The 25,421-nt window shown below is 72.5% G+C and carries 23 protein-coding genes and 1 riboswitch; of the genes, 13 read left to right on the top strand and 10 right to left on the bottom strand.

Annotated features, from left to right (window positions below):
- Positions 1-58 precede the first annotated feature (58 nt).
- Positions 59-1,018, top strand: a complete 960-nt coding sequence (locus tag ACFUUZ_RS27095) for an FAD-dependent monooxygenase (protein ID WP_378701013.1) — start codon at positions 59-61, stop codon at positions 1,016-1,018.
- A 58-nt stretch (positions 1,019-1,076) separates the two neighbouring features.
- Here ACFUUZ_RS27095 and ACFUUZ_RS27090 read toward each other — a convergent pair whose 3' ends face one another.
- From ACFUUZ_RS27090 to ACFUUZ_RS27075, 4 genes are all read right to left on the bottom strand, one after another.
- Entirely contained in the window at positions 1,077-1,658 is a 582-nt protein-coding gene (locus tag ACFUUZ_RS27090; RefSeq protein WP_378701011.1) for a TIGR03086 family metal-binding protein, read from the bottom strand.
- A 133-nt stretch (positions 1,659-1,791) separates the two neighbouring features.
- Positions 1,792-2,943, bottom strand: a complete 1,152-nt coding sequence (locus ACFUUZ_RS27085; RefSeq protein ID WP_378701008.1) for a hypothetical protein — start codon at positions 2,941-2,943, stop codon at positions 1,792-1,794.
- A gap of 21 nt (positions 2,944-2,964) precedes the next feature.
- A complete protein-coding gene (locus ACFUUZ_RS27080) occupies positions 2,965-4,677 on the bottom strand; it encodes a PEP-utilizing enzyme (RefSeq protein WP_378701006.1) in 1,713 nt (570 codons plus the stop codon).
- A gap of 141 nt (positions 4,678-4,818) precedes the next feature.
- Positions 4,819-5,595: a response regulator transcription factor gene (locus ACFUUZ_RS27075; RefSeq protein WP_378701004.1), complete on the bottom strand. Its 777-nt coding sequence runs from the start codon at positions 5,593-5,595 to the stop codon at positions 4,819-4,821.
- Positions 5,596-5,749: 154 nt separating this feature from the next.
- On the opposite strand from ACFUUZ_RS27075, the gene ACFUUZ_RS27070 reads away from it, so the two are divergent.
- From ACFUUZ_RS27070 to ACFUUZ_RS27025, 10 genes are read left to right on the top strand one after another with little or no spacing between them, the layout of a single operon-like run.
- Positions 5,750-6,454 carry a hypothetical protein gene (locus ACFUUZ_RS27070; RefSeq protein WP_378701002.1) on the top strand — a complete coding sequence of 235 codons (705 nt, stop codon included), beginning with the start codon at positions 5,750-5,752 and terminating at the stop codon, positions 6,452-6,454.
- 11 nt (positions 6,455-6,465) lie between these two features.
- Positions 6,466-7,956, top strand: coding sequence for a hypothetical protein (locus ACFUUZ_RS27065; protein WP_378701000.1), 1,491 nt, complete (start codon positions 6,466-6,468; stop codon positions 7,954-7,956).
- On the top strand, positions 7,953-9,449 hold the full coding sequence (locus ACFUUZ_RS27060; RefSeq protein ID WP_378700998.1) for a class I adenylate-forming enzyme family protein: 1,497 nt from the start codon (positions 7,953-7,955) through the stop codon (positions 9,447-9,449). Before ACFUUZ_RS27065 ends, ACFUUZ_RS27060 begins: the two co-directional genes overlap by 4 nt.
- On the top strand, positions 9,442-10,050 hold the full coding sequence (locus ACFUUZ_RS27055) for a hypothetical protein (protein WP_378700996.1): 609 nt from the start codon (positions 9,442-9,444) through the stop codon (positions 10,048-10,050). Before ACFUUZ_RS27060 ends, ACFUUZ_RS27055 begins: the two co-directional genes overlap by 8 nt.
- A complete protein-coding gene (locus ACFUUZ_RS27050) occupies positions 10,047-11,777 on the top strand; it encodes a pyruvate, phosphate dikinase (protein ID WP_378700994.1) in 1,731 nt (576 codons plus the stop codon). Before ACFUUZ_RS27055 ends, ACFUUZ_RS27050 begins: the two co-directional genes overlap by 4 nt.
- Entirely contained in the window at positions 11,774-12,397 is a 624-nt protein-coding gene (locus ACFUUZ_RS27045; protein WP_378700992.1) for an acetyl-CoA carboxylase biotin carboxyl carrier protein, read from the top strand. The genes ACFUUZ_RS27050 and ACFUUZ_RS27045 overlap by 4 nt, the downstream gene beginning before the upstream one ends.
- The gene (locus ACFUUZ_RS27040; RefSeq protein WP_378700990.1) at positions 12,390-13,838 is read left to right on the top strand and encodes an acetyl/propionyl/methylcrotonyl-CoA carboxylase subunit alpha; all 1,449 of its coding nucleotides are present in this window, start codon (positions 12,390-12,392) and stop codon (positions 13,836-13,838) included. The genes ACFUUZ_RS27045 and ACFUUZ_RS27040 overlap by 8 nt, the downstream gene beginning before the upstream one ends.
- A complete protein-coding gene (locus ACFUUZ_RS27035; protein ID WP_378700988.1) occupies positions 13,835-15,334 on the top strand; it encodes a carboxyltransferase in 1,500 nt (499 codons plus the stop codon). Before ACFUUZ_RS27040 ends, ACFUUZ_RS27035 begins: the two co-directional genes overlap by 4 nt.
- Positions 15,334-15,747, top strand: coding sequence for a Zn-ribbon domain-containing OB-fold protein (locus ACFUUZ_RS27030; RefSeq protein WP_378700987.1), 414 nt, complete (start codon positions 15,334-15,336; stop codon positions 15,745-15,747). Before ACFUUZ_RS27035 ends, ACFUUZ_RS27030 begins: the two co-directional genes overlap by 1 nt.
- On the top strand, positions 15,744-16,880 hold the full coding sequence (locus tag ACFUUZ_RS27025) for a thiolase family protein (protein ID WP_378700985.1): 1,137 nt from the start codon (positions 15,744-15,746) through the stop codon (positions 16,878-16,880). Before ACFUUZ_RS27030 ends, ACFUUZ_RS27025 begins: the two co-directional genes overlap by 4 nt.
- A 4-nt stretch (positions 16,881-16,884) precedes the next feature.
- Here the strand turns inward: ACFUUZ_RS27025 and ACFUUZ_RS27020 are convergent, their stop codons facing one another.
- Entirely contained in the window at positions 16,885-17,400 is a 516-nt protein-coding gene (locus tag ACFUUZ_RS27020) for a cupin domain-containing protein (protein WP_378700983.1), read from the bottom strand.
- Positions 17,401-17,429: 29 nt separating this feature from the next.
- Between ACFUUZ_RS27020 and ACFUUZ_RS27015 the strand changes: the two genes are divergently transcribed.
- On the top strand, positions 17,430-17,855 hold the full coding sequence (locus ACFUUZ_RS27015) for a MarR family winged helix-turn-helix transcriptional regulator (protein WP_378700981.1): 426 nt from the start codon (positions 17,430-17,432) through the stop codon (positions 17,853-17,855).
- A gap of 9 nt (positions 17,856-17,864) precedes the next feature.
- On the opposite strand, the gene arfB is transcribed toward ACFUUZ_RS27015, so the two are convergent.
- Positions 17,865-18,293, bottom strand: coding sequence for an alternative ribosome rescue aminoacyl-tRNA hydrolase ArfB (gene arfB / locus ACFUUZ_RS27010; protein WP_378700980.1), 429 nt, complete (start codon positions 18,291-18,293; stop codon positions 17,865-17,867).
- 212 nt (positions 18,294-18,505) lie between these two features.
- Between arfB and ACFUUZ_RS27005 the strand changes: the two genes are divergently transcribed.
- Positions 18,506-19,561, top strand: a complete 1,056-nt coding sequence (locus tag ACFUUZ_RS27005) for a hypothetical protein (protein ID WP_378700978.1) — start codon at positions 18,506-18,508, stop codon at positions 19,559-19,561.
- Here the strand turns inward: ACFUUZ_RS27005 and ACFUUZ_RS27000 are convergent.
- From ACFUUZ_RS27000 to ACFUUZ_RS26985, 4 genes are all read right to left on the bottom strand, one after another.
- Positions 19,524-21,761, bottom strand: coding sequence for an ATP-binding cassette domain-containing protein (locus ACFUUZ_RS27000; protein WP_378700976.1), 2,238 nt, complete (start codon positions 21,759-21,761; stop codon positions 19,524-19,526). The two genes, ACFUUZ_RS27005 and ACFUUZ_RS27000, sit on opposite strands and share 38 nt — an antisense overlap.
- Positions 21,758-22,741, bottom strand: coding sequence for an ABC transporter permease (locus ACFUUZ_RS26995; protein WP_378700974.1), 984 nt, complete (start codon positions 22,739-22,741; stop codon positions 21,758-21,760). The genes ACFUUZ_RS27000 and ACFUUZ_RS26995 overlap by 4 nt, the downstream gene beginning before the upstream one ends.
- The gene (locus tag ACFUUZ_RS26990) at positions 22,738-24,315 is read right to left on the bottom strand and encodes an ABC transporter substrate-binding protein (RefSeq protein ID WP_378700972.1); all 1,578 of its coding nucleotides are present in this window, start codon (positions 24,313-24,315) and stop codon (positions 22,738-22,740) included. The genes ACFUUZ_RS26995 and ACFUUZ_RS26990 overlap by 4 nt, the downstream gene beginning before the upstream one ends.
- Before the next feature lie 18 nt (positions 24,316-24,333).
- Positions 24,334-24,519: riboswitch (cobalamin riboswitch) on the bottom strand.
- A gap of 16 nt (positions 24,520-24,535) precedes the next feature.
- Positions 24,536-25,421: MFS transporter (locus ACFUUZ_RS26985; RefSeq protein WP_378700970.1), on the bottom strand; the 886-nt coding region annotated here is incomplete at its 5' end.

Raw genomic sequence — 25,421 nt, 5'->3', positions numbered from 1 at the left:
CTAGTTGACGCGTGTGCGGGAGTCGGTCTCGCCGATGATCCGAGGGAGTGGCGAGTGGATGCCGGCGAGAAGGCCGGTGCACGCCGACGGCCGCGAGAAGCTCAGGCTGCTCGCCGCCGTGGCGGAGGCCGCGGTCGGGGCGCGGGCGCTGACCCTGCTCCGAGGGGATCTGGAGGCGGTGCTGTACGAGGCAGTGGCCGAAATCGTCGATATCCGCTTCGGCACAACGGTCGAAGCGGTGGCGCAAACCGCTGACGACGTCGTCGCGACCCTCTCGGACGGCAGCATCGTGCACGCCGACCTCCTCGTCGGCGCCGACGGTGTGCACTCCCGGGTGCGCAGCCTGGTCTTCGGACCCGAGGCCGACCACGTCGTCGACCTCGGCCACGTGGTGGGCGCCTTCCCGCTCGACCGCGTCCCCGACCAGGTGCCTGCCGGCATCGGCACGGTCTTCCTCGGGCCGCGCCGCACCGCCTCGGTCATGAATCTCGGCCCCGACCGAGCCTCGGCCTTCTTCGCCTACCGCAGCCCCGACCCGGCCGCCGACCTCGCCCTCGGCGCCGCACCCGCACTCACCCGTGCGTTCGGCGACCTCGGCGGGGGAGTGGCCGATGCGCTCGCGCAACTCGAAAGCAAGCCCGGGGCAGCCTATTTCGACTCGGTCACCCAGGTGGTCACCGACCGCTGGAGCGACGGCCGGATCGTCCTGCTCGGCGACGCCGCCCGGTGCCTCACCGTCTTCGCCGGCTACGGCGCCGCGCTCGTCCTCGACGGCGCCGACCGGCTCGGTACCGCCCTGACCGAGCGCGGCGGCGACATCACCGCGGCGCTCGCGGACTGGGAGACCTCGCTACGCCCCGAGGTGCGCAAACGGCAAGCGGTGGCCCGCAGGGGGATCAGCCGGTTCGCCCCGCCGACCCGCGCCCACGTCGCGCTCAGCGAATTGATGTTCCGCGCCATCGCGCTGCCCGGCATTCGCACCCTGGTGCAGCGCGCGATCCACCGTGCGAACAATTAGCTCGGATAACCGGGCGCTGTCGATCCGGCGTGGCGATTCGGGCGGAGTGAACGTTGTGTCAGGACTTCCAGTCGGGACGCCGGCCCAGGTAGCGCAGCAGCGCGTCGGCTTCGTCGTCGCCGGGTGCGGGGTCGAGCGCCACCGCGAACGCGCCGTAGGCCCGCAGCGGTTCGACGATCTGTCGCGCCACCGGCAGTAGCTCGGCGGCCATCGCGGTGGTCAGCGGCGAGGGCAGGCCGCTCGCCACGGCCAGGTCCCATGCGTGTACCGCGGCGTCGAGGGCGCAGGCGCCGACACCGATCGGCGCGGGCAGGCTGTTCGGGGGGACCGGGACCGCGACGTCACCCGCGTCGGGCGCGATATCCGCCCAGGCCGCGGCGGTACGCGTCAGTGCCTGCTCGAGCAGCGTCCCGGGTGCCACGTCGAGCTTCCCGGACGGGGCGAACGGGTCATCGGCGGGGCCGTCGCCGCCGGTCAGGGACGCAGCGTAGGCGAGCTGGTCGCCGACGGCGTGTTGCAGCACCTGGGTGGCGTTCCATTCGGCACACGGCGTGGGGGCCGCCCAGTCGGAAGTGCCGCGCACGGCGGCGCGCAGTGCGTCGTGAGCCTGCTCGAGGATCGGCCACGGAGTGTCAGGCATGGGTGTTTTCCTCTCGACCCGGGCAATCCTGCCCCGTTCCCCGCCACCCGGGACAGACCCCGGAAATCCCGTCCCTGATGCCGGAGGCCGCCGGGAGCCCCGCCGAATCCAGCGGGGCCCCGGAACCGCAACCTCAGAGGAACGAATCGGACCCGCTCAACCCGTACCGCGGATGATCCCCGATCACGATCGACTCGAAGATCCCGAACCCCGTCGCCTCCCCCTCCTGCGTCCGGATGACGCAGTCCCGCAACTGATGCGCCTCCAGGATCGTGGCCCGATCGGTCATGTCCGAGTACCGCTCCCCGGACACGTGGTCGACCCCGTTGTACTTCCCGTGCCGATCCCCCTTGAACCCGAAGTAATTGGCGGTCCCCAGGTGGAATCCGATATCGGAGACCGGTGCGATCTCCACCGTCCGCTCCTTGCCCCAGCCCGCGTCGAAGGTCATGGTGCCGCCGAGCAGGCGCCGGGTGGCGGGGTCGTATTTGAGGTCGTCGACCATGCCGTGCAGCGGCTCCTGCCGCCCGTCGGCGTGGTTGACGAAGCCGGAGAAGTAGTGCACCTCGCCGTTGACCCACTGCAGGTAGTGGTGGATCTCGTAGGGGGCGCTGCCGTCGGTGGGCCGGAAGAACATGGGGCTCCAGGTGAGGATGAAGTCCTGGTCCATGCGGTTGAGCGGCTTGATGTCGGAGGGCGGCTCGCCGACGTCCATGCGGACGCCCCAGGAGCGGTCGCGGTAGCCGTACCATTCGTCGTCGCGGATCTCGGTGCGCTCGCCGTCGATCTCCACCCAGCCCGCGACCGTCACCAGCTGGTGGAAGCGGCGCAGGTCGGAGGCGATGCGGAAGCCGTCGGCGCCGCGCTGGGCGTCCTTGCGCTCCAGGAACGGGGGGAGCAGGGTGCTGGTGAGCACCACGTCGAAGGCGAGCGGCTGCACGTCGTTGGGGTGCAGGACGGCGCGCACCTTCCGCATGGGCTCGATGATCTCGTAGTCGATCGGGCCGACGCCGATCCGCTCCGGGTCGAGGTCGAGTTCGGTGCTGGCGCGCACGGTGATCTGCTCGACGCCGCGCGAGATGCCCGCGAAGGCGTCGATCACATTGCGGTTCTGGTACTTGCCGATCCCGAAGTCGATCTGCAGCGAGCCGTCGCGGGCGAAGAGCGAGCACCAGATCTTCTCGGTCCAGGACAGGTCGGCGTGCGAGACGGTCGCGAAGGTCTCCGGCGTCTGGTGGATCAGGTACTCGTCGGCGGGCACGATCTTCTGCATCGGTTGACGCATTATTTTCTCCTTGTCGAGCGGTCAGGCGAGGCCGGTGAAGGCACTGGGGCGGTCGTGCGCGACGAGCGCGCCGCCGAAGAGCGCCCCGGCCGCGTCGTCGTCGCCGAGGGGTTCGGGGAAGAGGGCGAGGGTGCGGTCCGAGATGGCCCAGTCGATCCGGTCCTCGACGCCCGCCAGCCGGGCGAACGGGCGGAGCCCGAACGAGTACATGGTGGTGGCGGCGAGAATCCGGTCGGTGCGGCTCATCTCGCTGAACTTCTGGTAGAGCGCGATGTGCTCGGCGCCGACGGCCTGCCCGAAGTCGGCCCAGCGCGCGGGCGGGAGGAGTTCGGTGCTGCCGTCGGGGCGGTGGCCGAGGACCGCCGCGTGGGTGACGGTCGAGAGCAGCTGGTCGGGTTCGGTGAAGGTGGTTCCCCAGTCGTTGATCTCGAATTCGGCGAAGACGTCGGTGGGGAACTCGAGCGTCACTGTGACGCCGCTGAAGCCGGGGTCGCACGCGCGGGCCCAGGGGTAGCCGAACTGGCCCGCGTCGAGGCTGAGGAAGTCGCGTACCAGGGTCGCGGTGCGCGCGCCGGAGCCGTACGGTCCGTTGTCGCAGATCCCGACCCTGGAGTCGGTGAAGTACATGAAGCAGTACCCCGACAGCGCGGCATTGAGTGCCTGCAGTTCGCGGCGCACCGCGTCGTCCACCGGTTGCAGGTCGGCGCGCAGCCAGGTGAGCGCGGCCTCGGGCAGGTAGCGGTTGGTGAACCCGGCGTCCTTGTAGTCCAGCGTGCCGTCGCCGCGGTGCGCCAGCGTGAGCCGCCGCCAGAAATCCACCACCGTGCGGACGTCGTCCAGCGCCTCGCCGGGGGCGAGATCCCCGCGGCTGATCAGCAGTTCCCGGCCGCACAGGTAGTGGTAGCCGACCATCCAGATCCACAGCGGGCTGACCGCGCCGGGCCGCTCGCGCAGCCTGCGGCCGATCTCCTCGGCGGGCATGGCGGCCTCGATGCGGCGGATCCGCTCGGGGTAGGTGTGGAAGTCCTCGATCACCGACATGGCCATGTACGGCATCATCGGGAAGATCTCCGAGGTGAAGCCGGAGCGCCGGGTCATCTCCGGCTTGAAGGCGCGGCCCATGTGCTGGATGAGCTCGTCGAGCTGGGCGTCACTGAGCGGTTCGGCGATCAGCGTGGGCACGGTCGCGGCGGTGACCGAAGATGGGAAGGGCTTGACCGCGATGTCGTCGCCGACGGCGGAGATGTAGTTCCACCAGTCGGTGCGGGCATCGCCGCTGGTCGCGTCGGTGTAGGGACGGCCGACGGGGTCGGCGCCCGCCGCGGGGCGGGGCACCGCTGGTGCCGCAGCGACGGGCGCCTCGTCCGGCGCGGAGGCGGGGGCGAGCGCGCCGGTGCCGTCGGGGGCCGAGGTCAGCCGGACGTGTTCGCCGTCGGCTGGCGCCCACTCGCCGAGCTCGACCGCGAGCAGGCACGGCACCCCGTACTCGCGGGAGACGATCGCCAGGTGCGAGCGGGTGGTGCCGGAGGTGCAGACGATGCCACCGAGCCGCCCGAGAATCGGCGAGAGGAACGTCGTCCCGCCCGACTCCACCAGGGCGATGACGTCGGAGAGGTCGTCACCGAAGACCTCGATGACGTCGTCGGGGGCGGAGAAGTTCCGGATGCGCCCGGTGGCGCTGCCGAAGTCGGAGGAGCTGATTCCGGCGCACCGGGTGGACAGGTGGACGGTCATCGCCGCACCCCCGTCCGAACCGAGCGGTCAACGGGGCGAAAGCTTTCCATGCGCTGTGATCCTTTCCGCGGAACGAGGCGGGCTCTCGCAGCGTATGAACTGGATCACAGCGGGGGCAGTGCACTTAGGGGGACAGGCGGCTCAGAGCGCCGCATCGCGCGCGATGAGTGCGAGCTCGAGCCGGGACCGGCAGCCGGTCTGCTGCAGGATCCGGCTGATGTACTTCTTCACCGAATCCTCGGCGATGCAGAGGATCTCGGCGATGGCGGCATTGCTCTGCCCGTCGGCGACCAGCTTGACCACCTCCCGCTGCCTGCCGGTGAGCCTGCCGACCGCCTGGACCTCCGGCCCGATCGGCAGCCGCCTGGTCACCGGCGCGAGCTGCCTGCCGACCAACCGCAGCGTCGCGACCTGGTGCGCGTCCAACTCGGTGGGCGAGTGGCTGAACACCCCCACCAGCGCGGTGCGGCCACCGGCCAGCGGCAGCCGCATGGCCGCCGCCGAACCGACCTGCCAGCGCCCGCGCAGGTAGTGCCGCACGTACGCCTCGGCGGAGGCGGGCAGCCTGCCCTGGGCGAGCAGCTCGTTCAGCGAGGCCACCGAGCTGGAGAGCAGCTGCCGCACCGCGGGCGGTGAGCCGAAGACGTCGTGCGCGGCCCAGCGGTCCTGGTACTCGGGCAGCATCCGCGCGGTCGCGCCCTCGGTGAGCGGGGAGCTGTCCTCGAACACCAGGTTGAAGGTCGAACCGGAGAAGAACGAGACATTGTCGACGGCGAGATGGCGGCAGAGCGCGGCCACCAGCCCCTCCCGGAACTCGGTCATGCTCGACGCGTCGTGGCAGGCCGAGATGATCTCGAATGCCCTGCGGTAATCCTCGACATCCAGGATTGCCGGTGGTTCCCAGCGAGATGTCGTCATCGTCATCCCTGCTCTCGGTCGTCCGCGTCGGGTTGTCCCCCTATGTGGACTACATCACAACGCCCTGACTTTCTAGGTTTACATCACCGGCCGATCGCGAGCCAACGGCCCCGGTCCGGACGGGTCACCGCCGACCCCGAGCGCAGGAGATGATATGGCTGAGCTATCAACCGCCGGCCCCAAGTGGGGAGGGCAGGAGACCCTGCCCCTGCCGCAGCAGTTCAACGGCGCGATTCGCGCGCTGGTAGCCGGGCGCGCCGCCGAACTCGGGCTGGACTGGACCGACGGGGTGTTCACCCGCTCCGAGGAGCTCTTCGCCACCGCTGACGCGGAGGCCGTGGAGCGGGCCGTGCTGGACACCGGCTACCGCTTCGAGTTCTCCGCGACCGCCTCGCTGGACTCCGAGCCGGAGAAGTACCGCCGCCCGGAGGCCGCCGCCCAGGACTTCGCCGAATCCGGCGACGACGCTGCGCTGCGCGGCCGCGGCGACAACGTGCTGGCCACCGCGGAGAACACCATCGGAACGGTGCTGCGGGTCTCCCGGATCGAGCAGGTCATGGAGCTGCTGAGCGACGGCGTCCCGGAGCACACCATCGCCGTCATCGACGACTCCGGCGGCACCCTGACCGCGCCCGTTCTGGAGGGTTTCCACGGGGTGATCTGCCTCGGCGGCACCGTGCGCTCGCACCTGGGCATCCTGGCCCGCGAGTACCGGGTGCCGACGCTGATGAACTGCCGCATCGACGGCCTGGCGGACGGCGACCGGGTGGAGCTGGAGACCACCCAGGCCCCGCCCGCCGCCGACGCCTACGCGACCGGCGACACCGGCCACGCCCGTATCTGGAAACTGCAGAGCTGAGGACACCCGAGATGGCACGCGAACTCCGCTACCCCGAGCTGCTGGAGACCAACAGCTTCCTGCGCAACCTGAGCGACACCACCTACTGGTTGTGCATCACCCGCACCGTGCAGGAATCCAAGCTGTTCCCGATGAGCCCGTACATGCTGCTCAGCTACCTGAACAGCTTCTACCGGCTGCCAACCCTGCTGCGCGGGATCGACGCCGTGACCCCCGCCGAGGAGCTCGGCGACCGGGTCCGGGAGAGCAGCTTCAAGACCAATACCGTCAACGCTGCCTGGGGCATGCCGACCTTCTACCTGCTCGGCCGGGAGATGCTGCTCTCCTGGGGGCTGATCCGCTCGCAGGACGCGGTCGAGGACGTCGTGGACGTGCTCGACTTCAGTCGGCGCTTCAACCTGGCCTACCACCGCAACGACGGCCACATCTCGAACAAGGAGTTCGGCGACCGCTCGCAGTTCCTTCCCGAGCGCACCCTGGACGGCTTCAAGGACCAGCTGCACGGCGTCACCGCGGGTGACAGGCTGCACTCGGCGACGGTGAAGCTGCTGGCGACGCTCTCGCAGTACGCCTTCCTCGCGCACTGCGAGTGCCGGATCGGCATCCACAACAGCGGCCCGTACAACTGGGGCGACAACCGGCAGCTGCTGGTGCGCGACTTCTTCGACCTGGCCGAGGGCGACTACCCGTGGCTGGACGGCATCGCGGTCACGCTGCCGCACAACAACCTGACGATCCCGATCGTCTTCTCCGACACCAACTTCAACCTCGTCGACGACTGGGCCTCCTTCGAGGCCGAGCCGAGCTACGACGCCGCCAATATCGCCGCGGTCGGCATGTACACCTCGGACCCGCTCACCGACGGCTACGTGCCGGTCGGCATGGAGAACGCCGAGCTGCTCGCCGAGACCATGGAGCACTACCGGGCGATCCTGACCGAGGCGACCGCGGACCTGTGGAAGCGGATGGCGACCTGGAGCCGCGAGCAGATGATCGATGCCGGGGCGCTGGTGTACTCGTCGGTGGCGAAGGACTTCGCGCACCTGGCGGGCACCTACCGGCAGGCGGACTGGTTCGAGCTGGATTCCCGGGTGCAGCGGTTCAAGCCGCTCATGAACGACGAGTTCGCCCGCGACTACCTCGCCGAGATGGTCGGGCTGCTCGGGCTGCCGCAGCAGAAGTCGAACCCGTACTCCATGGCCAGGTACTCGGGGCTGAACCAGAACATGATCAGCGGCGTGCCGTACTCGGTGCTGGTGGACGGGGACTACGCGCCCTCGGTCGGGGCGGAGTGGAACGGCTGGTCGTCGCTGGAACAGAAGAACGGGCTCTGGACCACCAGCGCGGGCCGCATCTCGCTCGACGACTACAACGCCAGGGCCCGCGGCTTCACCCCGGCGGTGCACGACGAACGCTTCCGCTATCTCGACGAGGAGTGGGTGAAGTGGAACCACGGCACCGAGCTGGCCGCCGAGCTCTACCGCACCGGGCGGCCGAAGTGACCCAGCACCTGCAGATCGGGGACCTGATCACCAGGGCGGCCCGCACCTTCGGTGCGGCCCCCGCCCTGGTGCACGGGGACCGCACGGTGAGCTTCGCGGAGTTCGACCGGCTCACCGACAGGCTCGGCCATGCCCTGCTGGCCCGCGGCCTGGCACCCGGTGACCACGTCGCGGTGCTGGTGCCGAACGGGATCGACGGCGTCGTGGCGTACTACGCGCTGGCGAAGGCGGGGCTGGTCCGGGTGCCGCTCAATGCCCGCGAGACCGACGTCGAGCTGGCCTACAAGATGACCGACTCGGCGGCCAGGGCGCTGATCACCGACGGCCGGATCCCCGCCGAGGCCGACATCGTGATCGGCACAGCCGAACTCGACGCCATGATCGCCGACGCCCCGGATTCCCCGTGCCGGGTGGCGCGCGACCCGGAGGCGCCGCTGCGGCTCGCCTACACCGGCGGCACCACCGGCAAGCCGAAGGCGGTGGTGCTCACCACTCGCAGCGAGCTCGCCGAGGTGGCGAACTTCCTGGTCGACCTGCTGCCGGACCTCACCCCGGACTCGGTCATGCTGCACGCGGCGCCGATCACCCACGGCAGCGGCGCGTTCTTCCTGCCACACCTGGTCAAGGGCGCGCGGAACGTCATCCTGCCGAAGTTCACCCCGCAGGCGTTCGTGGACGCCGCCGTCGAGCACGGCGCCACCGCCACCTTCATGGTGCCGACCATGATCGCCATGCTGCTCGAGGACGCCGTCATCGACCGCGACCGGCTCCGGCTGAGCAGGCTCTGCTACGGCGGCGCGCCCATCGCGCCGACCCTGCTAGCACGCGGCATCGAGACCATCGGGCCGGTCTTCGCCCAGCTCTACGGCCAGGCCGAGGCGCCGCTGGCGATCACCTGCCTGCAACCGTGGGAGCACACCCCCGAGCGGCTCGGCTCGGCGGGCAAGCCCTACACCTTCGTCGAGGTCGAGATCCGCGGTGCCGACGGCGCCCCGGTGCCGGTGGGCGCCGAGGGCGAGGTCGTCACCCGCGGCCCGCACACCATGAGCGGGTACTGGCAGCGCCCGGAGGCCACCGCCGAGACGCTCGGCGCGGACGGCTGGCTGCGCACCGGCGATATCGGCAGGCTGGACGCGGACGGGTTCCTGCACCTGCTCGACCGCAGGCACGACGTGATCATCAGCGGCGGCTTCAACGTCTACCCGCGCGAGGTCGAGGACGTGCTGCTCACGCACCCGGCCGTGCGCGAGGCCGCTGTGGTCGGGGTGGACGACGCCCGCTGGGGGCAGCGCGTCGCCGCCGCGGTGGTGCTGCGCGACCGGGTCGACGACCAGGCGCTGCTCGACCACTGCGCCGAACGGCTCGCCGGATTCAAACGACCACGGCTGATCGAGCGCTGGGACGAGCTGCCCAAGAGCGCCGTCGGCAAATCCCTGCGCCGCACCGTGCGCGAGACACTGCAGAAATCCCTGGAGGTAAGCGACCATGCTTGACACCGCACACCTGGTCCTGCACGGCCTCACGCTCAAGCAGCTGGCCGCCGCCGAGCAGCTCGCCGACATCATCGACCTCGACACCGCGGTCATCGCCGCCGAACTCGAGCAGGCCGCCGCCGCGGGTTCGGTGCTCTCGGCGCGCGGGTCGGCCATGATCACCCCGGCCGGGCGCGCCGCGCTCGACGCCGTCTACCCGGCGGCCTTCGCCGACCGGCGCGCCGACGACGCCCTGGTGCGCACGCTCGCCGACTTCGAGCAGGGCATCAACAAGCGGATGCTGACGCTCATGACCTCCTGGCAGACCGTCACCGTCGACGGTGTCCAGCAGCCCAACGACCACGCCGACGCCGACTACGACGGCAAGGTCATCGACAAGCTGGCCCGCCTGCACGACCAGGTCGAATCGGTGCTCGCCCCCTTCGCCGACGCCGACCCGCTCACCAAGCGCTTCCTGAGCAGGCTCGGTGCCGCGCTGGCCAAGGTGGACCAGGGCGAGCACGACTACGTCAGCAGCGTGCGCATCGACTCGTACCACACGGTCTGGTACCAGATGCACGAGCACCTGCTGCGCGTCATGGGCGCGGAGCGCGACGAATGAGCACCGCGATCGCCGAGTCCGCCGTCCTGCGGATCACCGATCTGGTCGAGGAGCCCGCCCGCGAACTGGTCGGCGGCAAGGCATGGAGCCTGTGGCGGATGAGCCGCGCCGGGCTGCGCGTGCCGCCCGCCTTCGTGGTCACCACCCGCACCTGCGCGGAGTACTTCGAGCGCGGCCGCGAGCTGCCCGACGAGGTCTTCGCGCAGATCCTCGACGGCATCGCGCACCTGGAGGCGCGGACCGGGCGCACCTTCGGCCGCGGCCCCAAGCCGCTGCTGGTCTCGGTGCGCTCCGGGGCGGCGGTCTCCATGCCGGGCATGATGGACACGATCCTGAACCTCGGCATCACTGACGAGACCGAGGCCGCGCTGGCCGCCGAATCCGGGCTGCCGGAGTTCGCCGCCGACGTGCACCGCCGCTTCTGCGCGCTCTACGGCAGGCTGGTCGGCGGCTGCCTGGACGACCTCGACGACCTGCCCGACACCGCCGCGGTGCGGGCCGCGCTCAGGGCCGACTCCGGTGCCGAGATGCCCGCCGATCCGGTCGCCGCGCTGCGCAATGCCGTTGCGGCGGTGTTCGATTCGAGTCGATCGCGGCGGGCCGAGGCATACCGGGCGCACTGCGGGATTCCGGACCTCGGGACCGCGGTGACCGTCCAGGCCATGGTCTTCGGCAACCTCGACGACCGCTCCGGGACCGGCGTTCTCTTCACCCGCAACCCGCTGACCGGGGAACGGGAGCCCTACGGCGAGTACCTGCCGCGCGGGCAGGGCGAGGACGTGGTCTCCGGCCGGGTGACCCCGCGGCCGCTGGCCTGGCTCGCCGAGCACCAGCCGCACCTGCACGCCGAGCTGATCGCGGCCGCCGACCTGCTGGACGCCCAGGGGCGGGATGCCCAGGACATCGAGTTCACCGTGCAGGACGACACGCTCTACCTGCTGCAGTCGCGGCCGGCCAAGCGGACCGCCCGGGCGGCGGTGCGGATCGCGGCCGCGCTGGTCGGGGAGGCGGTGATCGACCCGGCCACCGCGTGTGCGCGGGTCACCGCCGAGCAGGTCAGGCACCTGCTGCGGCCCTCGATCGACGCCGACGCCGCCGCGGGGCTGGAGCCGCTCGCCCGCGGCGTCTCGGCCAGCCCCGGCTATGCCGTCGGGGTCGCGGTCGCCACCGCGGAGGAGGCGCAGCAGCGGCCGGGCTCGATCCTGGTGCGCGAGTCGACCAGCCCCGAGGACGTGCACGGCATGATCGCCGCCGCGGCCGTCGTCACCGAGAACGGCGGCTCCACCTCGCACGCCGCCGTGGTGAGCCGGGCGCTGGACACGCCGTGCGTGGTCGGCTGCGGGGCCGGGACCGTCGCCGCGCTGGTCGGGCGGGTGGTCACCGTCGACGCCACCGGTGCCAGGGTGTTCGACGGGGAGATCTCCGGCCGCGCGACCTCGATCGGCGACGATGCCGATCTGGCCGCGCTGCTGGGGTGGGCCGTCGAGCTCTCCCCGGTCACGGTGGTGGCCGAGGGGGACGCCGAGTTCGATGCCGATGCGGCGCTGCGGGATTCGGGTGCCGAGGTGCCCGAGGTGCCCGCCGGGGTGCGCTCGGTGCGCGGGGCGTACTTCGAGACCGATGCCGGGGTGCGGGCGGCGCTGGATGCCGGGGCGCGCGTGATCGTCTCCGGGAATCCGCTCCCGATCCACCTGGCAGCCATCGCCTACCGGAAGGCCACATCGTGAACGCACCCGCCCGGCTGGGCCCCGACGAGATCGCCGAACTGCTGCGCACCTTCCACGCCTCGGGCTGGTCCGGGATGCGGCTGCGGGTGGGAGACACCGTCGTCTCCGTGGGCAAGGATGCCCCGCCGCCGCCCGACCCGGTCGGGCAGCCGCATGCCGCCGTGCCCGCGCCGACCGGCGTCGCGTCGCCCGCCACCTCCGGGGCCGAGGGCGTGACCGGCGCGGCTGCGACCGGCTCCAGCGGCCCGGTCGGCTCCGGCGGCGCTCCCACCGGCCCTGGCGGCGCCGGGTCCACCGGCTCCGGCGCGGCGCCGGGTGCCACCGCGGCGCCGCCGGCCCGTGCGGGCCGGGTCGCCGACGAAGTCGACCCGGCGGGCACGGTGGCGGTCACCGCGCCGACCATCGGCACCTTCTGGGCCGCCCCCGACCCCGGCTCACCGCCGTTCGTCGAGGTCGGCTCCCGGGTCGCGGCGGGCGACCAGCTCGGCATCGTCGAGGTCATGAAGCTCATGAACCCGGTGGTGTCGAAGGTCGCGGGCGAGGTCGTCGCGATCCGCGTCGCCAACGCCGACCTGGTCGAGTTCGAACAGCCCCTGTTCCTGGTCCGCCCCGATGAGTAGCGCGCAGATCACCGAGCCCACAGGCGCTTTGGTGACCTCGGCCGCCCCGACGACCCCGGTGAGCGCGGTGTTGCGTCGGGTGCTGATCGCCAACCGCGGCGAGATCGCGGTGCGGGTGGTCCGCGCCTGCCGGGCCCTTGGCCTGGAGAGCGTGGTCGTCACCTCCACCGCCGACCGCGACGGCATGGCGGCCCGGCTCGCCGACCGGGCCGTGTGCATCGGCCCGGCGGCGGCCACCGCCAGCTACCTGAACCGCGCGGCGGTGCTCGCCGCCGCACTCGGCGCGGGCTGCGACGCCGTGCACCCCGGCTACGGCTTCCTCTCGGAGAACCCGGAGTTCGCCCGCGAGTGCGTCGCCGAGGGGCTCACCTTCATCGGCCCGAACCCGGAGATCGTGGCGGGCACCGGCGACAAGGCCGCGGCCAGGGCCATCGCGGCCGCGGCCGGGGTGCCGGTGCTCTCCGGCTCCGACGTCACCTCCAGCCCCGACGACGCCGCGACCGCCGCGCTCCGCATCGGCTTCCCGGTGCTGATCAAGGCGGTGGCGGGCGGCGGAGGGCGCGGCATGTCGATCGTCGCCGACGAAGCCGAGCTGCGCCGCAAGCTCCCCACCGCCATCGCCGAGGCCACCGCCGCCTTCGGCGACGGCCGGATCTACGTGGAGAAGTTCATCGGCCGCGCCAGGCACATCGAGGTGCAGGTGATCGGCGACAAGCACGGCGCGGTGGCGCACGTCGGCGAGCGCGACTGCAGCGCCCAGCGCCGCCACCAGAAGGTCATCGAGGAATCTCCGGCGCCGGGGCTCTCGGACCGGGTGCGGGCCCGCATCCACGCGGCCGCGATCTCCTTCGCGGAGGCGATCCGGCTGGACAGCGCGGGCACCGTCGAGTTCGTCTACGACGCCGACACCGAGGAGTTCGCCTTCCTCGAGTTCAATGCCCGCATCCAGGTCGAGCATCCGGTCTCCGAGGCGGTCTCCGGGATCGACCTGGTGGCCGAGCAGATCCGGGTCGCGGCCGGGCTGCCGCTCTCCTTCAGCCAGGACCAGGTGCGCAGCGACGGCCACGCCATCGAGGCCAGGCTCATGGCCGAGGCCCCCGAGCGCGACTTCGCCCCTACTCCCGGCACCATCACCCGCTGGTGCCCGCCCTCCGGGTTCGGCGTCCGCGTCGACTCGCACTGCCACTCCGGCGCGGTGATCAGCCCCTACTACGACTCGCTCATCGCCAAGGTGATCGCGCACGCCCCGACCCGCGAGGCCGCCGCCGACAAACTCGTCGCCGCGCTGCGCGAGCTGGTCGTCGAGGGCACCGAGACCACCGCCGGATTCGGCGAATTCATCCTGCGGCACCCGGCGTTTCGCACCGGCTCCATGACCACCCGCTGGATCGACCGGGTCGGGGCCGAGGAGTACCGCGCCCTTCACGAGGAGACACCATGAGCACATACCTCGACTGCGCCGACCGCTCGGTCGGCGGCAGACGCACCATCGACATCGTCGACCAGACCCTGCGCGACGGCCCGCAGAGCTGGTGGGGCATGCGGATGACCAAGGCCATGGGGCTGCCGATCGCGGGCGAGCTGGACCGCACCGGCTTCCACACCATCGACCTGGTCGGCAGCTCGATCTTCGAGGTGCTGGTGCGGCACTGCAAGGAGGACCCCTGGGACCAGCTGATCTCGCTGTCCGAGGCCATGCCGCACACCACCGTGCGCGCGGGCACCCGCAGCAACGGCATCGTCACCTTCGGGCTCACCGCCGACAGCGTTATGGACCTGTGGGTCGAGCGGCTCTGCGCGCACGGCATCGGCAGCTTCTGGATCTACGACGGGCTCTTCAACACCGACAAGATCGCCCGGCTGATCAAGGTCGCGCAGGCCAACGGCGCCAAGGCGCTGCCATGCATCCTGTTCGCCGAGACGCCCTACCACACCGACGAGTACTACGCGGCGCGCACCCGCGAGCTGGTGGCGCTCGGTGCCGACGGCATCGAGCTCGAGGACGCGGCCGGGCTGCTCACCCCCGAGCGGGCCCGCTCGCTGGTCGCCGCGATCAAGCGGGAGGCCGGTGCGCTGCCGGTCGAGGCGCACTTCCACTCCAACAACGCGCTCTCCCCGCTCAACTACCTGGAGGCGGTGCTCGGCGGCGCCGACCGCGTGCACACCGCGAGCAGGCCGCTGGCCGCGGGCGTTTCGCTGCCTTCCACCGAGAACACCATCGCCAACCTGCGCTACGCGGGCTTCGACGTGAACCTGGACGACTCCCGGCTGGCCGCCGTCGAGCGGCACCTGCTGAACGTGGCGAAGATCGATGACCTGCCGGTGGGGCAGCCGGCCGAGTTCTCGCTCTTCCAGTACCGGCACCAGCTGCCCGGCGGCATGGCCGGAACGTTCAAGGCACAGCTGAAGGACCGGGGCATGGAGGACCGGTTCGAAGAGGTCCTGGACGAGATGTCGACCATCCGCAAGGAGCTCGGCTACCCGGTCATGGCGACGCCGTTCTCCCAGCTCGTCGGCACCCAGGCGGTGCTGAACGTGGTGACCGGCGACCGCTACTCGGTGGTGCCCGACGAGGTGCTGCTCTACGTCAACAAGTTCTACGGCGAGCCGGTGGCTCCCTTCGACCAGAACGTGCTGGACAAGATCATGGACAGCCCCAAGGCGGCCACCTACGCCGACTGGGAGCCGCCGCAGCCGGAGCTCTCCGAGCTGCGGAAGAAGTTCGGCGGGAACATCTCCGACGACGAGCTCATCCTGCGGCTGCTGGTCCCCGAGCACGACGTCGAGGTCATGCGCTCGACCCCGCCGCGGCAGGTCGACTACGGGCTGACCGGGCGGGAGCTGGCCAATATCCGCAAGCTCATCGCTACCTCGGTCGGCGCGTACCTGCACGTCGAGTCCGGCGCCTTCGAGCTGACCCTGCACGGGGACCACTGATGACGGCCACCAGGTCGGAGCTGACCGCGCGGCCGAACAAGCGCCGCGGCGGGGAGGTGGCGGGCGGGCTGGCGGTGGCCGAATCGCGGCCGCAGGTGGTGGACGGGTTGCTGCGCGGGGCGCGGTGCACGGCGTGCGGGCACGCGATCGCCCAGGCCGACGCGCCCTGGTGCCCGGTGTGCGCGGGTGCGGTCGAGCCGTGCGGGTTCCGGCCGGTCGGGACGGTGTGGGCGGCGACCGTCGTGCACCTGCCGGTCGGGCGGTGGCGGCCGCCGTTCGCGCTCGGGTACGTGGATGTCGAGGACGGGCCGCGGGTGCTGGTGCACCTGCGCGCCGACCCGTGCCCGGCCGGTGGCGCGCGGGTGGCGTTCACCGGCACCGCCGACGGCGATCTCGCGCAGGAGGGGCTGTGAGTACCGAAGCGGCGGTGTGGGGCGTCGGCACCTCCGACTTCGGGGTGTTCGCGGAGCGCCGGGTCGAGTCGCTGGCCTGGCAGGCGGTGCTGGAAGCCGTCCGCGACGCGGCGGTGCGGCCGACGGAGATCGAGGCGATCGTCGTGGGTTCGGTCTTCGGCCCGCCCGGGGTGGCGACGCGGATCCAGCGCGGGCTCGGCATCGGCGGCATCCCGATGTGGACCATCGAGAATGCCTGCGCCAGCGGCACCTCGGCCTACCACGAGGCCGTGACCGCGGTCAGGCAGGGGAGGTTCCGGTGTGTGCTCGTGCTCGGCGTCGAGCAGATGTCGACGCTCTTCACCGGGGCCATCGTGCCCGAGGCCACCGACCCCGAAGGTGCCGCGGGGCTGCCGCTCCCTGGGCTGTACGCCCTGACCGCCGCGCGCTACCGGGACGTGCACGGGCTGACCGGCGAGCAGCTCGCCGCCGTCGCGGTGAAGAACAAGACCAACGGCATGGACAATCCGCGCGCGCACCTGCGCCGCGAGCCACCCACCGTCGAGCAGGTGCTGGCCTCCCGGCCCATCGCCGACCCGCTCACCATGCTGCAGTGCTGCCCGACCACCGACGGCGCCGGTGCGCTGATCGTCGGCGCCGGGCGGCGCGGTGCGCACGACGTCCTCGTGGAGTCCTCCGCCCTGGTCTCCGGCAAGCCCTGGGATCAGCGCCACGACGAGGTGTGGGGCTTCTCCTGCGTGCGCCGCGCGGCCGCGGCGGCGCTCGGCGAGGCGGGGCGTTCGATCGGTGAGATCGACGTGCTCGAGGCGCACGACGCCTTCACCATCGGGGAGATCACCACGCTCGAGGCGCTCGGCGTCGCCGAGGTCGGGGCCGGGGGCGAGCTGGCGGTCTCCGGGCACACCGCGCGCACCGGCGCGCAGCCGGTCAACCCCAGCGGCGGCCTGCTGTCGCGCGGGCACCCGCTCGGCGCGACCGGGACCGCGCAGCTGGCGGAGATCGTGTGGCAGTTGCGGGGGGAGGCCGGGCCGCGGCAGGTCGGGCGGCACCGGGTCGGGATGGTCGAGACCATGGGCGGGGGAGCGGCCGGGATGGACGGCAATGCCTGCGTGGTGACGGTGCTGTCCGTCTAGGGCTTCACGATGGCAGCAGGCGGCGCTGGTATCCCAGCCGGATCGCGAGCCGGCCTGCGGTGCCGAGCGCCAAGCGCTGCAACCACTCCGGCGGCCCCGCGAGATACCCGTCCTGCAAGCGCCAGAGCAGGGCGAGGGCGAGCGGGTCGCGCGGGACGCCGGAGCGGGTGGTGCGGCCCGCGCGATCGAGGGCGCTCCAGAGCCGGAACATGTCGAGATGCCGCAGCGGCGGCCGGATCTCGTGGTCGAGCTCGGTGCCCGGCGCCAGGCTGTCGAAGGCGTGCACCGTGCCCGCGGGGGCGTGCACGGTGTCACCCGGTCCGGCGACCGTCTCGGCGCCGTCGATCACGAAGCGGAGGGTGCCGCGGGTGACCGTCCAGGTTTCGGCGAGCACCGGGTGGCGATGCGGCCCGGCCTGCCTGCCCGGGGTGGGGAGGGTGTGCCGCAGCCGCAGCACGTCCGGGAGGTCGGCGACGACCTCGACGCGGCGGCCGTCGCGGAACTCGAGTATCTCGGACATGGTTTCAATAAAAAGGTAACCTTCCTATTGTGTCAACCCCCTCCCTGCTGCGGCTGCTCGTCGAGACCACGCGCGAGTTCGAGCGCGAACTCGCCCGCGACCTGCTCGAACGGGTGCACCCCGAGCTGCGTCCCGCGCACTTCGCCGTCTTCCGCCACCTGGAGCCGGACGGGTCGCGGATCGGGGCGCTGGCCGAGGCGGCGGGGATGACGCAGCAGTCGATGGGGGAGTTGGTCATCCACCTGGAGAAGCTGGGGCTGCTGCGCCGCGAGGTCGACCCCGCGGACCGGCGGGCGCGGCTGGCGGTGCCGACCGCGGCCGGGCGGGAGGGGTTGCGGATCGCCGGCGAGCGGATCGCCGCGCTGGAACGGCGGGTGCGCGATGCCGTCGGCGCGGACGGTGCCGCCGAGCTGCGCCGGCTGCTCACCGCCGCCGGGACGGCCGTGCGCGGGTGAGCCCGCCGCTCAGTCGTCGGCGGTGACCCTGCGGTTGCGCTTGGTGACGCCGCGCCGCTTCTTCGCGGCGAGGCGCCGCTCCTTCGCCCCGCGCGAGGGCTTGGTGGCGCGGCGGGCCGGGGGCGGGGCCGCGGCGGCCGTGCGCAGCAGCGCGGCGAGGCGCTCCCGGGCGGCCGCGCGGTTCTGCAGCTGGGCGCGGTGCTCGGACGCGGCGATGGTGACGACCCCGTCGACCGGGCGGGAGCCGAGCCGCTCCAGCATCCGGGTGCGCAGCCACTCCGGCACCGAGGGGGAGGCGGCGAGGTCGAACGAGAGCTCGACCCGGCTGTCGGTGGTGTTCACGCCCTGGCCGCCGGGGCCGGACGACCGGGAGAACCGCTCGCGCAGCTCGGCCGCCGGAATCACCAGCGCCCGCGTCACGGTCAGGTCCTCCGCCATGATCCGCCGTTCCCTTCGCTCTCGTCGCGGTCCGGTCGCGCTCGTGCGGTGACCGTGCCTTTTCCACGATAGCGAGGGCAGGTGAGGGTCCGAAACCTATTTCCGCGCTGCCTGTAGCGAAACGATTGCCCGCCAATGGATCACGGGTTGACCGAGCTGTGTCCGCGGTTAAGATCACCTTCTGTTTCTCGAGTTCGGGGTGGGGTAGGCACGTGCACGATTCGGCCGATACGGCTGCGGGAACGACGACGGCCGCGGGCGAGCCCGCCGTACCGGGCACCCCGCGGGTCCGCGTGTGGACCGTGGTGGCACTGCTGGCGACGACGGTGTTGCTGGCGGCCGCGGCGGTGACCGCTGTGTTCCTGACCGCCGATTCGGATGACGGCCCCGCCTTCGCCGTCGGCGACTGCGTCGAGATCGACGGTGAGACCGAGGAGCACGACTGCGCCGACCACCGGTCCCGGTACCGGATCGTCGCCCGCGCCGAGCAGGCGGGCGCCGCCGTCGACGCCTGCCTGCCGCACCGCGACGCCACCAGGGCCGTCCTGGAGCCGGGCGGCACGCCCCCCGCCGTTCTGCTCTGCCTGGCCCCGACCCGGTTCAACGCCACCGATGCCGGTTCGGTGCAGCCCGGCGACTGCGTCTCGAAGGGGACGCGGATAGTGCGCCTGCCCTGCGGCGCGGGGCTGAAGAAGGTGGTCGCGGCCGAACTGCACCCGGGGATGCCGGTCACCGAGCCGGTCTGCCGGGACCAGCCGCAGACCCGGCTGGCCTACGCCGAGCAGTCCCTCGCAGGCCGCGCGATCGTGCTCTGCGTCGTCGACCTCAACATCAACGCGCTGCTCGGCGCGGCCGTCGGCGACTGCATCGAACGCAACCGGAACTCCGTGGTCCCCTGCGACGACCAGCGGGCGCACCAGCGGCTGCTGTCGGTCCGCACCACGCACGGGCAACCCATGGACCCGGAGTGCTTCCGCGTGGCGGGAGCCGAGTCGTCGACGGTGGTGACCGGCGATACCACGGCCTTCGTCACCACCTTCTGCCTCGGCCCCATCGATCGCTCGCACGTCGCGTACGCCGTCCTGGGTGAGTGCCTGTACGCGGGCGAGAACCTGCGCCGCATCGGCTGCACCGACCCGGCGGCGGGCCTCGAGGTGATCGCGCGCTTCGACACCGACGGCTGGGACTGCCCGCCGCAGACGACCGGGCGCATCATGCTCTCCTCGGCCGTCATGTCGGAGACGACGCTCTGCACCGTCGACCGCTGACCCGGCGGGGCGCGAGCCGGTTCAAGGCGCTGGAAACGTGGTTCTCCGCGAGATCGATGATGTCGTCGGCCAACCGCTCGATCACCCACTGCTGGTGGCTGATCACCACCAGCGCCACCCCCGACGCCCGCAGACCGTCGAGGATATCGAGGACGACCTCGGCGGCCCGATGATCGAGCGAGGCGGTGATCTCGTCGCAGAGCAGCACCTCCGGCCCGGCGGCCAGTGCCCTGGCCAGCGCCGCGCGCTGCTGCTGCCCGCCGGAGAGCCGGTCCGGGCGGCGTGCGGCCAGTTCGGGGTCGAGCCGGACCGCCGCCAGCAACCGGCTCGTCTCGCGGGCGGCATCGACGGCGGTCATGCCGCGCAGCAGGCGCAGCGGCCGCGCGATCTGCGCGCCGACCGACTGCGCGGGGTTGAGCGAGGTCGCCGGGTTCTGGAACACCAGCTGGATCGCGCGCCGCTGCGCGATGGGCCGGTGATCCACCCGCGGGTGCAGCGGCTTCCCGTGCAGGGTGACGGACCCGCGCTCGAGCGGGTGCAGCCCGGCCAGGGTGCGGGCGAGCGTGGTCTTGCCCGCCCCGGACGGCCCCGTGAGCGCAAGGCAGCGTCCGGGCCGCAGCGCGAACGACAGCTCGGCGACCACCGGCTGCGCGCGGCGGTGCCCGGTCGTGAGGACGTCGACGCGGAGCACCGGTTCGGTATCGCCGAGCGGCACGGACTTCCGGGATCGTGCCGGAGCGGGCACGGGCTCGGCCACGGGTCGGTAGGAGACGAGCGCACCCCGATCCAGCTCGACCACGTGCTGCACGACCGGAGCGAGCGCGGCCGGGTCATGGGTGATCACGAGCAGGGTGGTGTCCCGGCGCAGCGCTTCCAGCGAACGGACGAGCTCCGCCCGCGCCCCGGCGTCCAGCCCGGTGGTCGGCTCGTCGAGCACGACGACCGCCGGATCGCCGAGCAGCGCCATGGCCAGCAGCACCCGCTGCTGCTGGCCGCCGGAGAGCTGGTGCGGGTACCGGCGGCGGAACCCGCGGTCGTCCGGCAGCCCGACCCGGCGCAGCGCCGCGCGCACGGAATCCCCGTGCAGCCGGGTGATCTCGGCGATGGCCGTGCCGATCCGGAGCGCCGGGTTGAGCCCGGTCCCCGGATCCTGCGGCACGTACCCCACCGCCCGCCCGCCCGCGGCCCCCACCGACACCTGCCCCTCCGCGACCAGCCCGGCCGGGAGCGCGCCGAGTATCGCGAGCGCGAGCGTCGTCTTCCCGGCCCCGGACGGCCCGACCACCGCCACCGCCGAGCCGCGTGGCAGCTCGAGATCGATCCCGTCGAGCACCGGGGTGCCGTCCCCGGCCCGCACCCGCAGCCCGCGCACCCGCACCCCGTCACCGGCGTCGGGAACGGGCGGCAGCGCCGCCGTGCCGACACCGGTGTCGAGCGCCCGGTCGGAGACCATGTTCGCCGCCACGACCAGCACCATGATCAGCAGCGCGGGCGCGAGCACCGCCACCGGCTGCTGCCCGAAACCCTGCCGGTTCTCGGTGATCATCAACGCCCAGTCGGCCGACGGCGGCCGCAGCCCGAGGCCGAGGAAACTGCTCACCGCCACGATCGACATGGTGGCCGAGAGCCGGACCCCGGCATCGGCGGCGAGCACCGGCCGCAGGTTGGGCAGCACCTCGACCAGCGCCAGCCGCCACAGCGGCTCGCCGCGCGCCCGCGCGCTCTCCAGGTAGCCGGTGGCGGCGATCTCCACGGTGGCGGTGCGCACGATCCGCACGATCCACGGCGTCGCCGCCAGCGCGGTCGCGGTCGCCACCGCCGCGGGGCCCGCACCGAGCGCGGTGGCGAGCACCGCGAGCAGCAGGAACCAGGGCAGCACGACGACGGCGTCCACCGGGTGGCTGATCCACGGGTCGGCGCGCCGCCGCAGCCCGGCCACCACTCCGAGGCCGATCCCGGCGGCATAGCTCAGCGCCAGCGCCGCCGCCGCCATCGAGACCAGCGGCAACCCGCCGTGCAGCACCCGGGAGAGCACATCGCGGCCGATCACGTCGGTGCCGAGCGGGTGTGCCGCCTCGGGGTCGAGGAACGGCGCCCCGACCACGGCGGTCGGCGGGTGCGGGGCGAGCAGCGGCCCGGTCAGCACGAGCAGCAGCACCGCCGCGGCGACCAGCGCCCATCCGGTCCTGACCCGCGTCATCGGTCCGCCAGGATCAGGTCGCGGGCGCGCGGCGAGGCCAGCATGGTCACCAGGTCGGCGATCAGATAGAGCCCGACCCCGGCCGCGGCCAGCAGCACCGCCGCGGACTGCACGAACGGAAAGTCCCGCCCGGCGACCGCACGCAGCAGCTCCTGCGACACCCCCGGGTAGACGAACAGCGTCTCCACCACGGCGATCCCGCCGATCAGCCCGACCAGCGAACCGGCCAGCGGGTGCACCGCCGCCGAGATCGCGTTCGGCGCCACGTGCCGCAGCAGCAGCCGCGGCCCGCGCACCCCGTTCAGCCGCGCGGTGCGGACGTAGGGGGCCGCGACCACCTGCGCGGTCTGCGCGCGCACCATCCGCACCGGGTGCGGCGCCAGCCCGGCGAGCAGGCACAGCACCGGCAGCACCAGGATCTCCGGCCTGCTCCACACCGAGGCCCCGGTCGGCAGCAGCGAGACCGCGGGCAGCAGCCGCAGCGTCAGCGCCACCGTGGCGATCAGCACCACCCCGGAGACGAAGGGCGGCAGCGACTCCGCGGTCAGTGCCCCCATGCTGATCGCGCGGTCGGTGCGCGAGCCAGGGCGCGCGCCCGCGAGCAGCCCGAGCCCGATCGCCAGCGGCACCAGCAGCACCGCGGTCACCAGCGCCAGCGCCGCGCTGTTGGCCAACCGGCCGAGCAGCACATCGGCGACCGGGCGCCCGGAGAGCAGCGACGTCCCCAGGTCGCCGTGCGCGAACTGCCACGCCCACTCGGCGAACCGCACCGGTGCCGCCCGGTCCAGCCCCAGCTCGGCGCGCAGCGCGGCCAGCTGCTCCTGGCTCGGCGCGGTGCTGCCCTGCCTGGCCAGGATGACCGTGGCGGCATCCGAGTCCAACGCCTCGAACAGCGCGAAGACCAGCACCGCCACCGCCACCAGCACGACGGCGGCGGTGCCGAGCCCGCGCAGCGCCCAGCGGGTGAGCGCCCCGCTCAACCCGCCAGCCAGGTGGTGGCGTAGTTGGCCCAGTCGTCGGTGCCTGGCACTCCGTCCCGTAGCCCGCCGACCTTCGCCCGCGCCGCGTCCGGGCGCTTGGCGAAGCTGTGCAGGATGAGCCCACCCTCGTTCCAGAGCTCCTCCTGCAGCTCGGCGTAGAGCGCGGCGCGGCGGGCCGGGTCCATGGCCGCGCGGGCCGCGGCGAACGTCGCGTCCCACTCCGGCCTGCGCCAGCCGGTGCCGTTGCTCGGCGAGGCACTGGTGGCGGTCTGGCCGTAGAAGTAGTCGAGGCTGTAATTCCACCACCCCACCTGGGTGAGCGGCTGTTCGCCGCTGACCTGCGAGAAGTAGGTGTCGGCCGGGACGGATTCGAGCCGGATCGTGATGCCCGCCTTGGCGGCGTGCTCGGCGAAGAGCGTGGCGGCCTCCACCTGGCCGGGCAGGCCGTCGGCGGTGGGCAGGGTGACGGTCAGGTTCTCCTTGCCCGCTTCGCGCAGCAGCGCGCGGGCGCGCTCCGGGTCGTACTGCCGCTGCGGCAGCCGGTCGTGGTAGAAGGGCGCGCCCTTGCCGTAGAGGTCGTTGCCGACCTCGCCGTAGCCGTAGTAGAGCGCGTCGGCCATGGCCTGCCGGTCCACCGCGAGCCGCATGGCCTGGCGCACCCGGACGTCGTCGAAGGGCGCCATGTCGACCCGCATCTGGAAGGCGCCCATGAGCCCGGCGGGCGGCACGATCACCCTGGCATCCGGGTCGCCCGCCAGGGTGCTGGCCTGCAGGTAGCTCATCTCGTGCGCCACGTCGGCCGCGCCGGAGCGGAAGGCGTTCATCCTGGCCTCGGTCTCGGCGATCTGGATGATCTCGACCTCGTCCAGCAGCGCGGGGCCGTCCCAGTGCAGGTCGTTGCGGCGCAGCAGCGTCCGGTCGCCCGGCGCCCAGTTCACCAGGGCGAACGGGCCGGTGCCGACCGGCAGGGTGGTCGCGTCGAAGGTGGTGGTCCCCGCCTTGATCACGTAGCAGTACCAGCCGGCCAGCACCGAGCCGAAATCGGCGAGCGGGTACTTCATCTGCACCACCACCGCGTGGTCGCCGTCGGCGCGGGTGCGGGCCAGGTCGATCATGGCGAGGTCGCCCGCGGACGGCTTGGCCGGGTCGAGCATGCGCTCGAAGCTGAACAGCACGTCGCGCGAGGTCAGCGGCGAGCCGTCGCTGAACCGCACGCCCTGCCGCAGCCGGATCCGCCAGGAGCTGCCGTCCGCGTTCGGCTCCAGCGCCTCGGCGAGGCGGTAGCGCAGCGTGAGGTCGTTGTTGTAGGCGACCAGCTTGTCCCAGACGTTCTTGGCGACCGCACCGCCCGCTGAGCTGCCCGCCACGTACGGGTCGAGCACGTCCGCCGTGGCCGAGCGGCCCGCGATCGCGGTGCGCAGCCGCCCGCCGGGGCGCGGCGGGCCGTCGGCGACCAGCGGCTCGGAGCCCGAACCGCAGGCGGTGAGCAGCGCGGCGCCGCCGAGCGTCAGCCCGGCGGTGCCGATCAGGAATCCGCGCCTGCCGATGCGGGCGCGCGGTGTGGAGTTGTGCATGGCCATCCTCGTGGGGTGTGTTCCCGGTACCGCGGACGCAGGTGTCCTGGCTCCCGGATCTACGCTCCCCACCGGCCTTCCGACCCGGGTAGGTCGTGGCCACGAAATCGGCGGTTCACTCCTCGGTGACAGTTGCGGGACAGCCCCGGATTCGCACCGGTGTTCCCTGCCTTCCGCCACAGCACGTTACCGGGCGAACCGGACGGTCGCCCTGGCGCGGTCAGCCGCGGGTGCCGACGGGAATCCGCGCCGCCGCCACCCGATCCGGTGTCCGCGAGCGCTCCAGCGCCGCCGCACCGAGCAGCACGAGCAACCCCGCGGCGGTGACCGCGGCGCCGGCCCAGAGCGGTGCGGTGAAGCCGAGCCCCGCGGCAATCGTGAGCCCGCCCAGCCAGGCGCCGATGGCATTGCCGACATTGAAGGCCGCGATATTCGCGCCGGAGGCGAGGGTGGGGGCGCCCGGCGCGTAGTTCATGATCCGCATCTGCAGCCCGGGCACGGTGGCGAAGCCGAAGGTTCCCATCAGGAAGAGCGCGACCACGACGGCGGGCTGGTTCTGCGCGCTCAGCGCGAAGCCGAGCAGCACCACGGTCAGGATGCCGAGCACCCCCGCCAGTGTCGGGGTCAGCGCCCGGTCGGCCGCCTTCGCCCCGAGCAGGTTGCCGAGCAGCGACCCGAGCCCGAACAGGACGAGCAGCCACGGCACGGTCGAGGAGGCGAACCCGCCGACCTCGGTCAGTGTGTAGGCGATGAAGGTGAAGGCGCCGAAGACGCCGCCGAACCCGAGAACGGTGATCGCCATGGAGAGCCACACCTGCGGGTGGGTGAACGCCAGGAACTCCCGGCGCAGGTCCGAGTCCGCGTCCCGGCCGATCGCCGGAACCAGCGCGGCGATGCCGACCATGGCCGCCACGCCGATGGCGGTGATCGCCCAGAAGGTGGAGCGCCAGCCGAACTGCTGCCCGACCAGCGTCCCGAGCGGCACCCCGAGCACATTGGCGAGGGTGAGCCCGGCGAACATCACGGCGATCGCGCTCGCACGCTTGTCGCGGTCGACGAGCCGGGCGGCGACCACCGAGCCGATGCCGAAGAAGGCGCCGTGGCAG

Source organism: Nocardia sp. NPDC057353, assembly GCF_042667085.1.
In the GTDB taxonomy this organism is placed as follows: Bacteria; Actinomycetota; Actinomycetes; order Mycobacteriales; family Mycobacteriaceae; genus Nocardia.
This window is presented reverse-complemented; position numbering and strand designations above follow the sequence as displayed.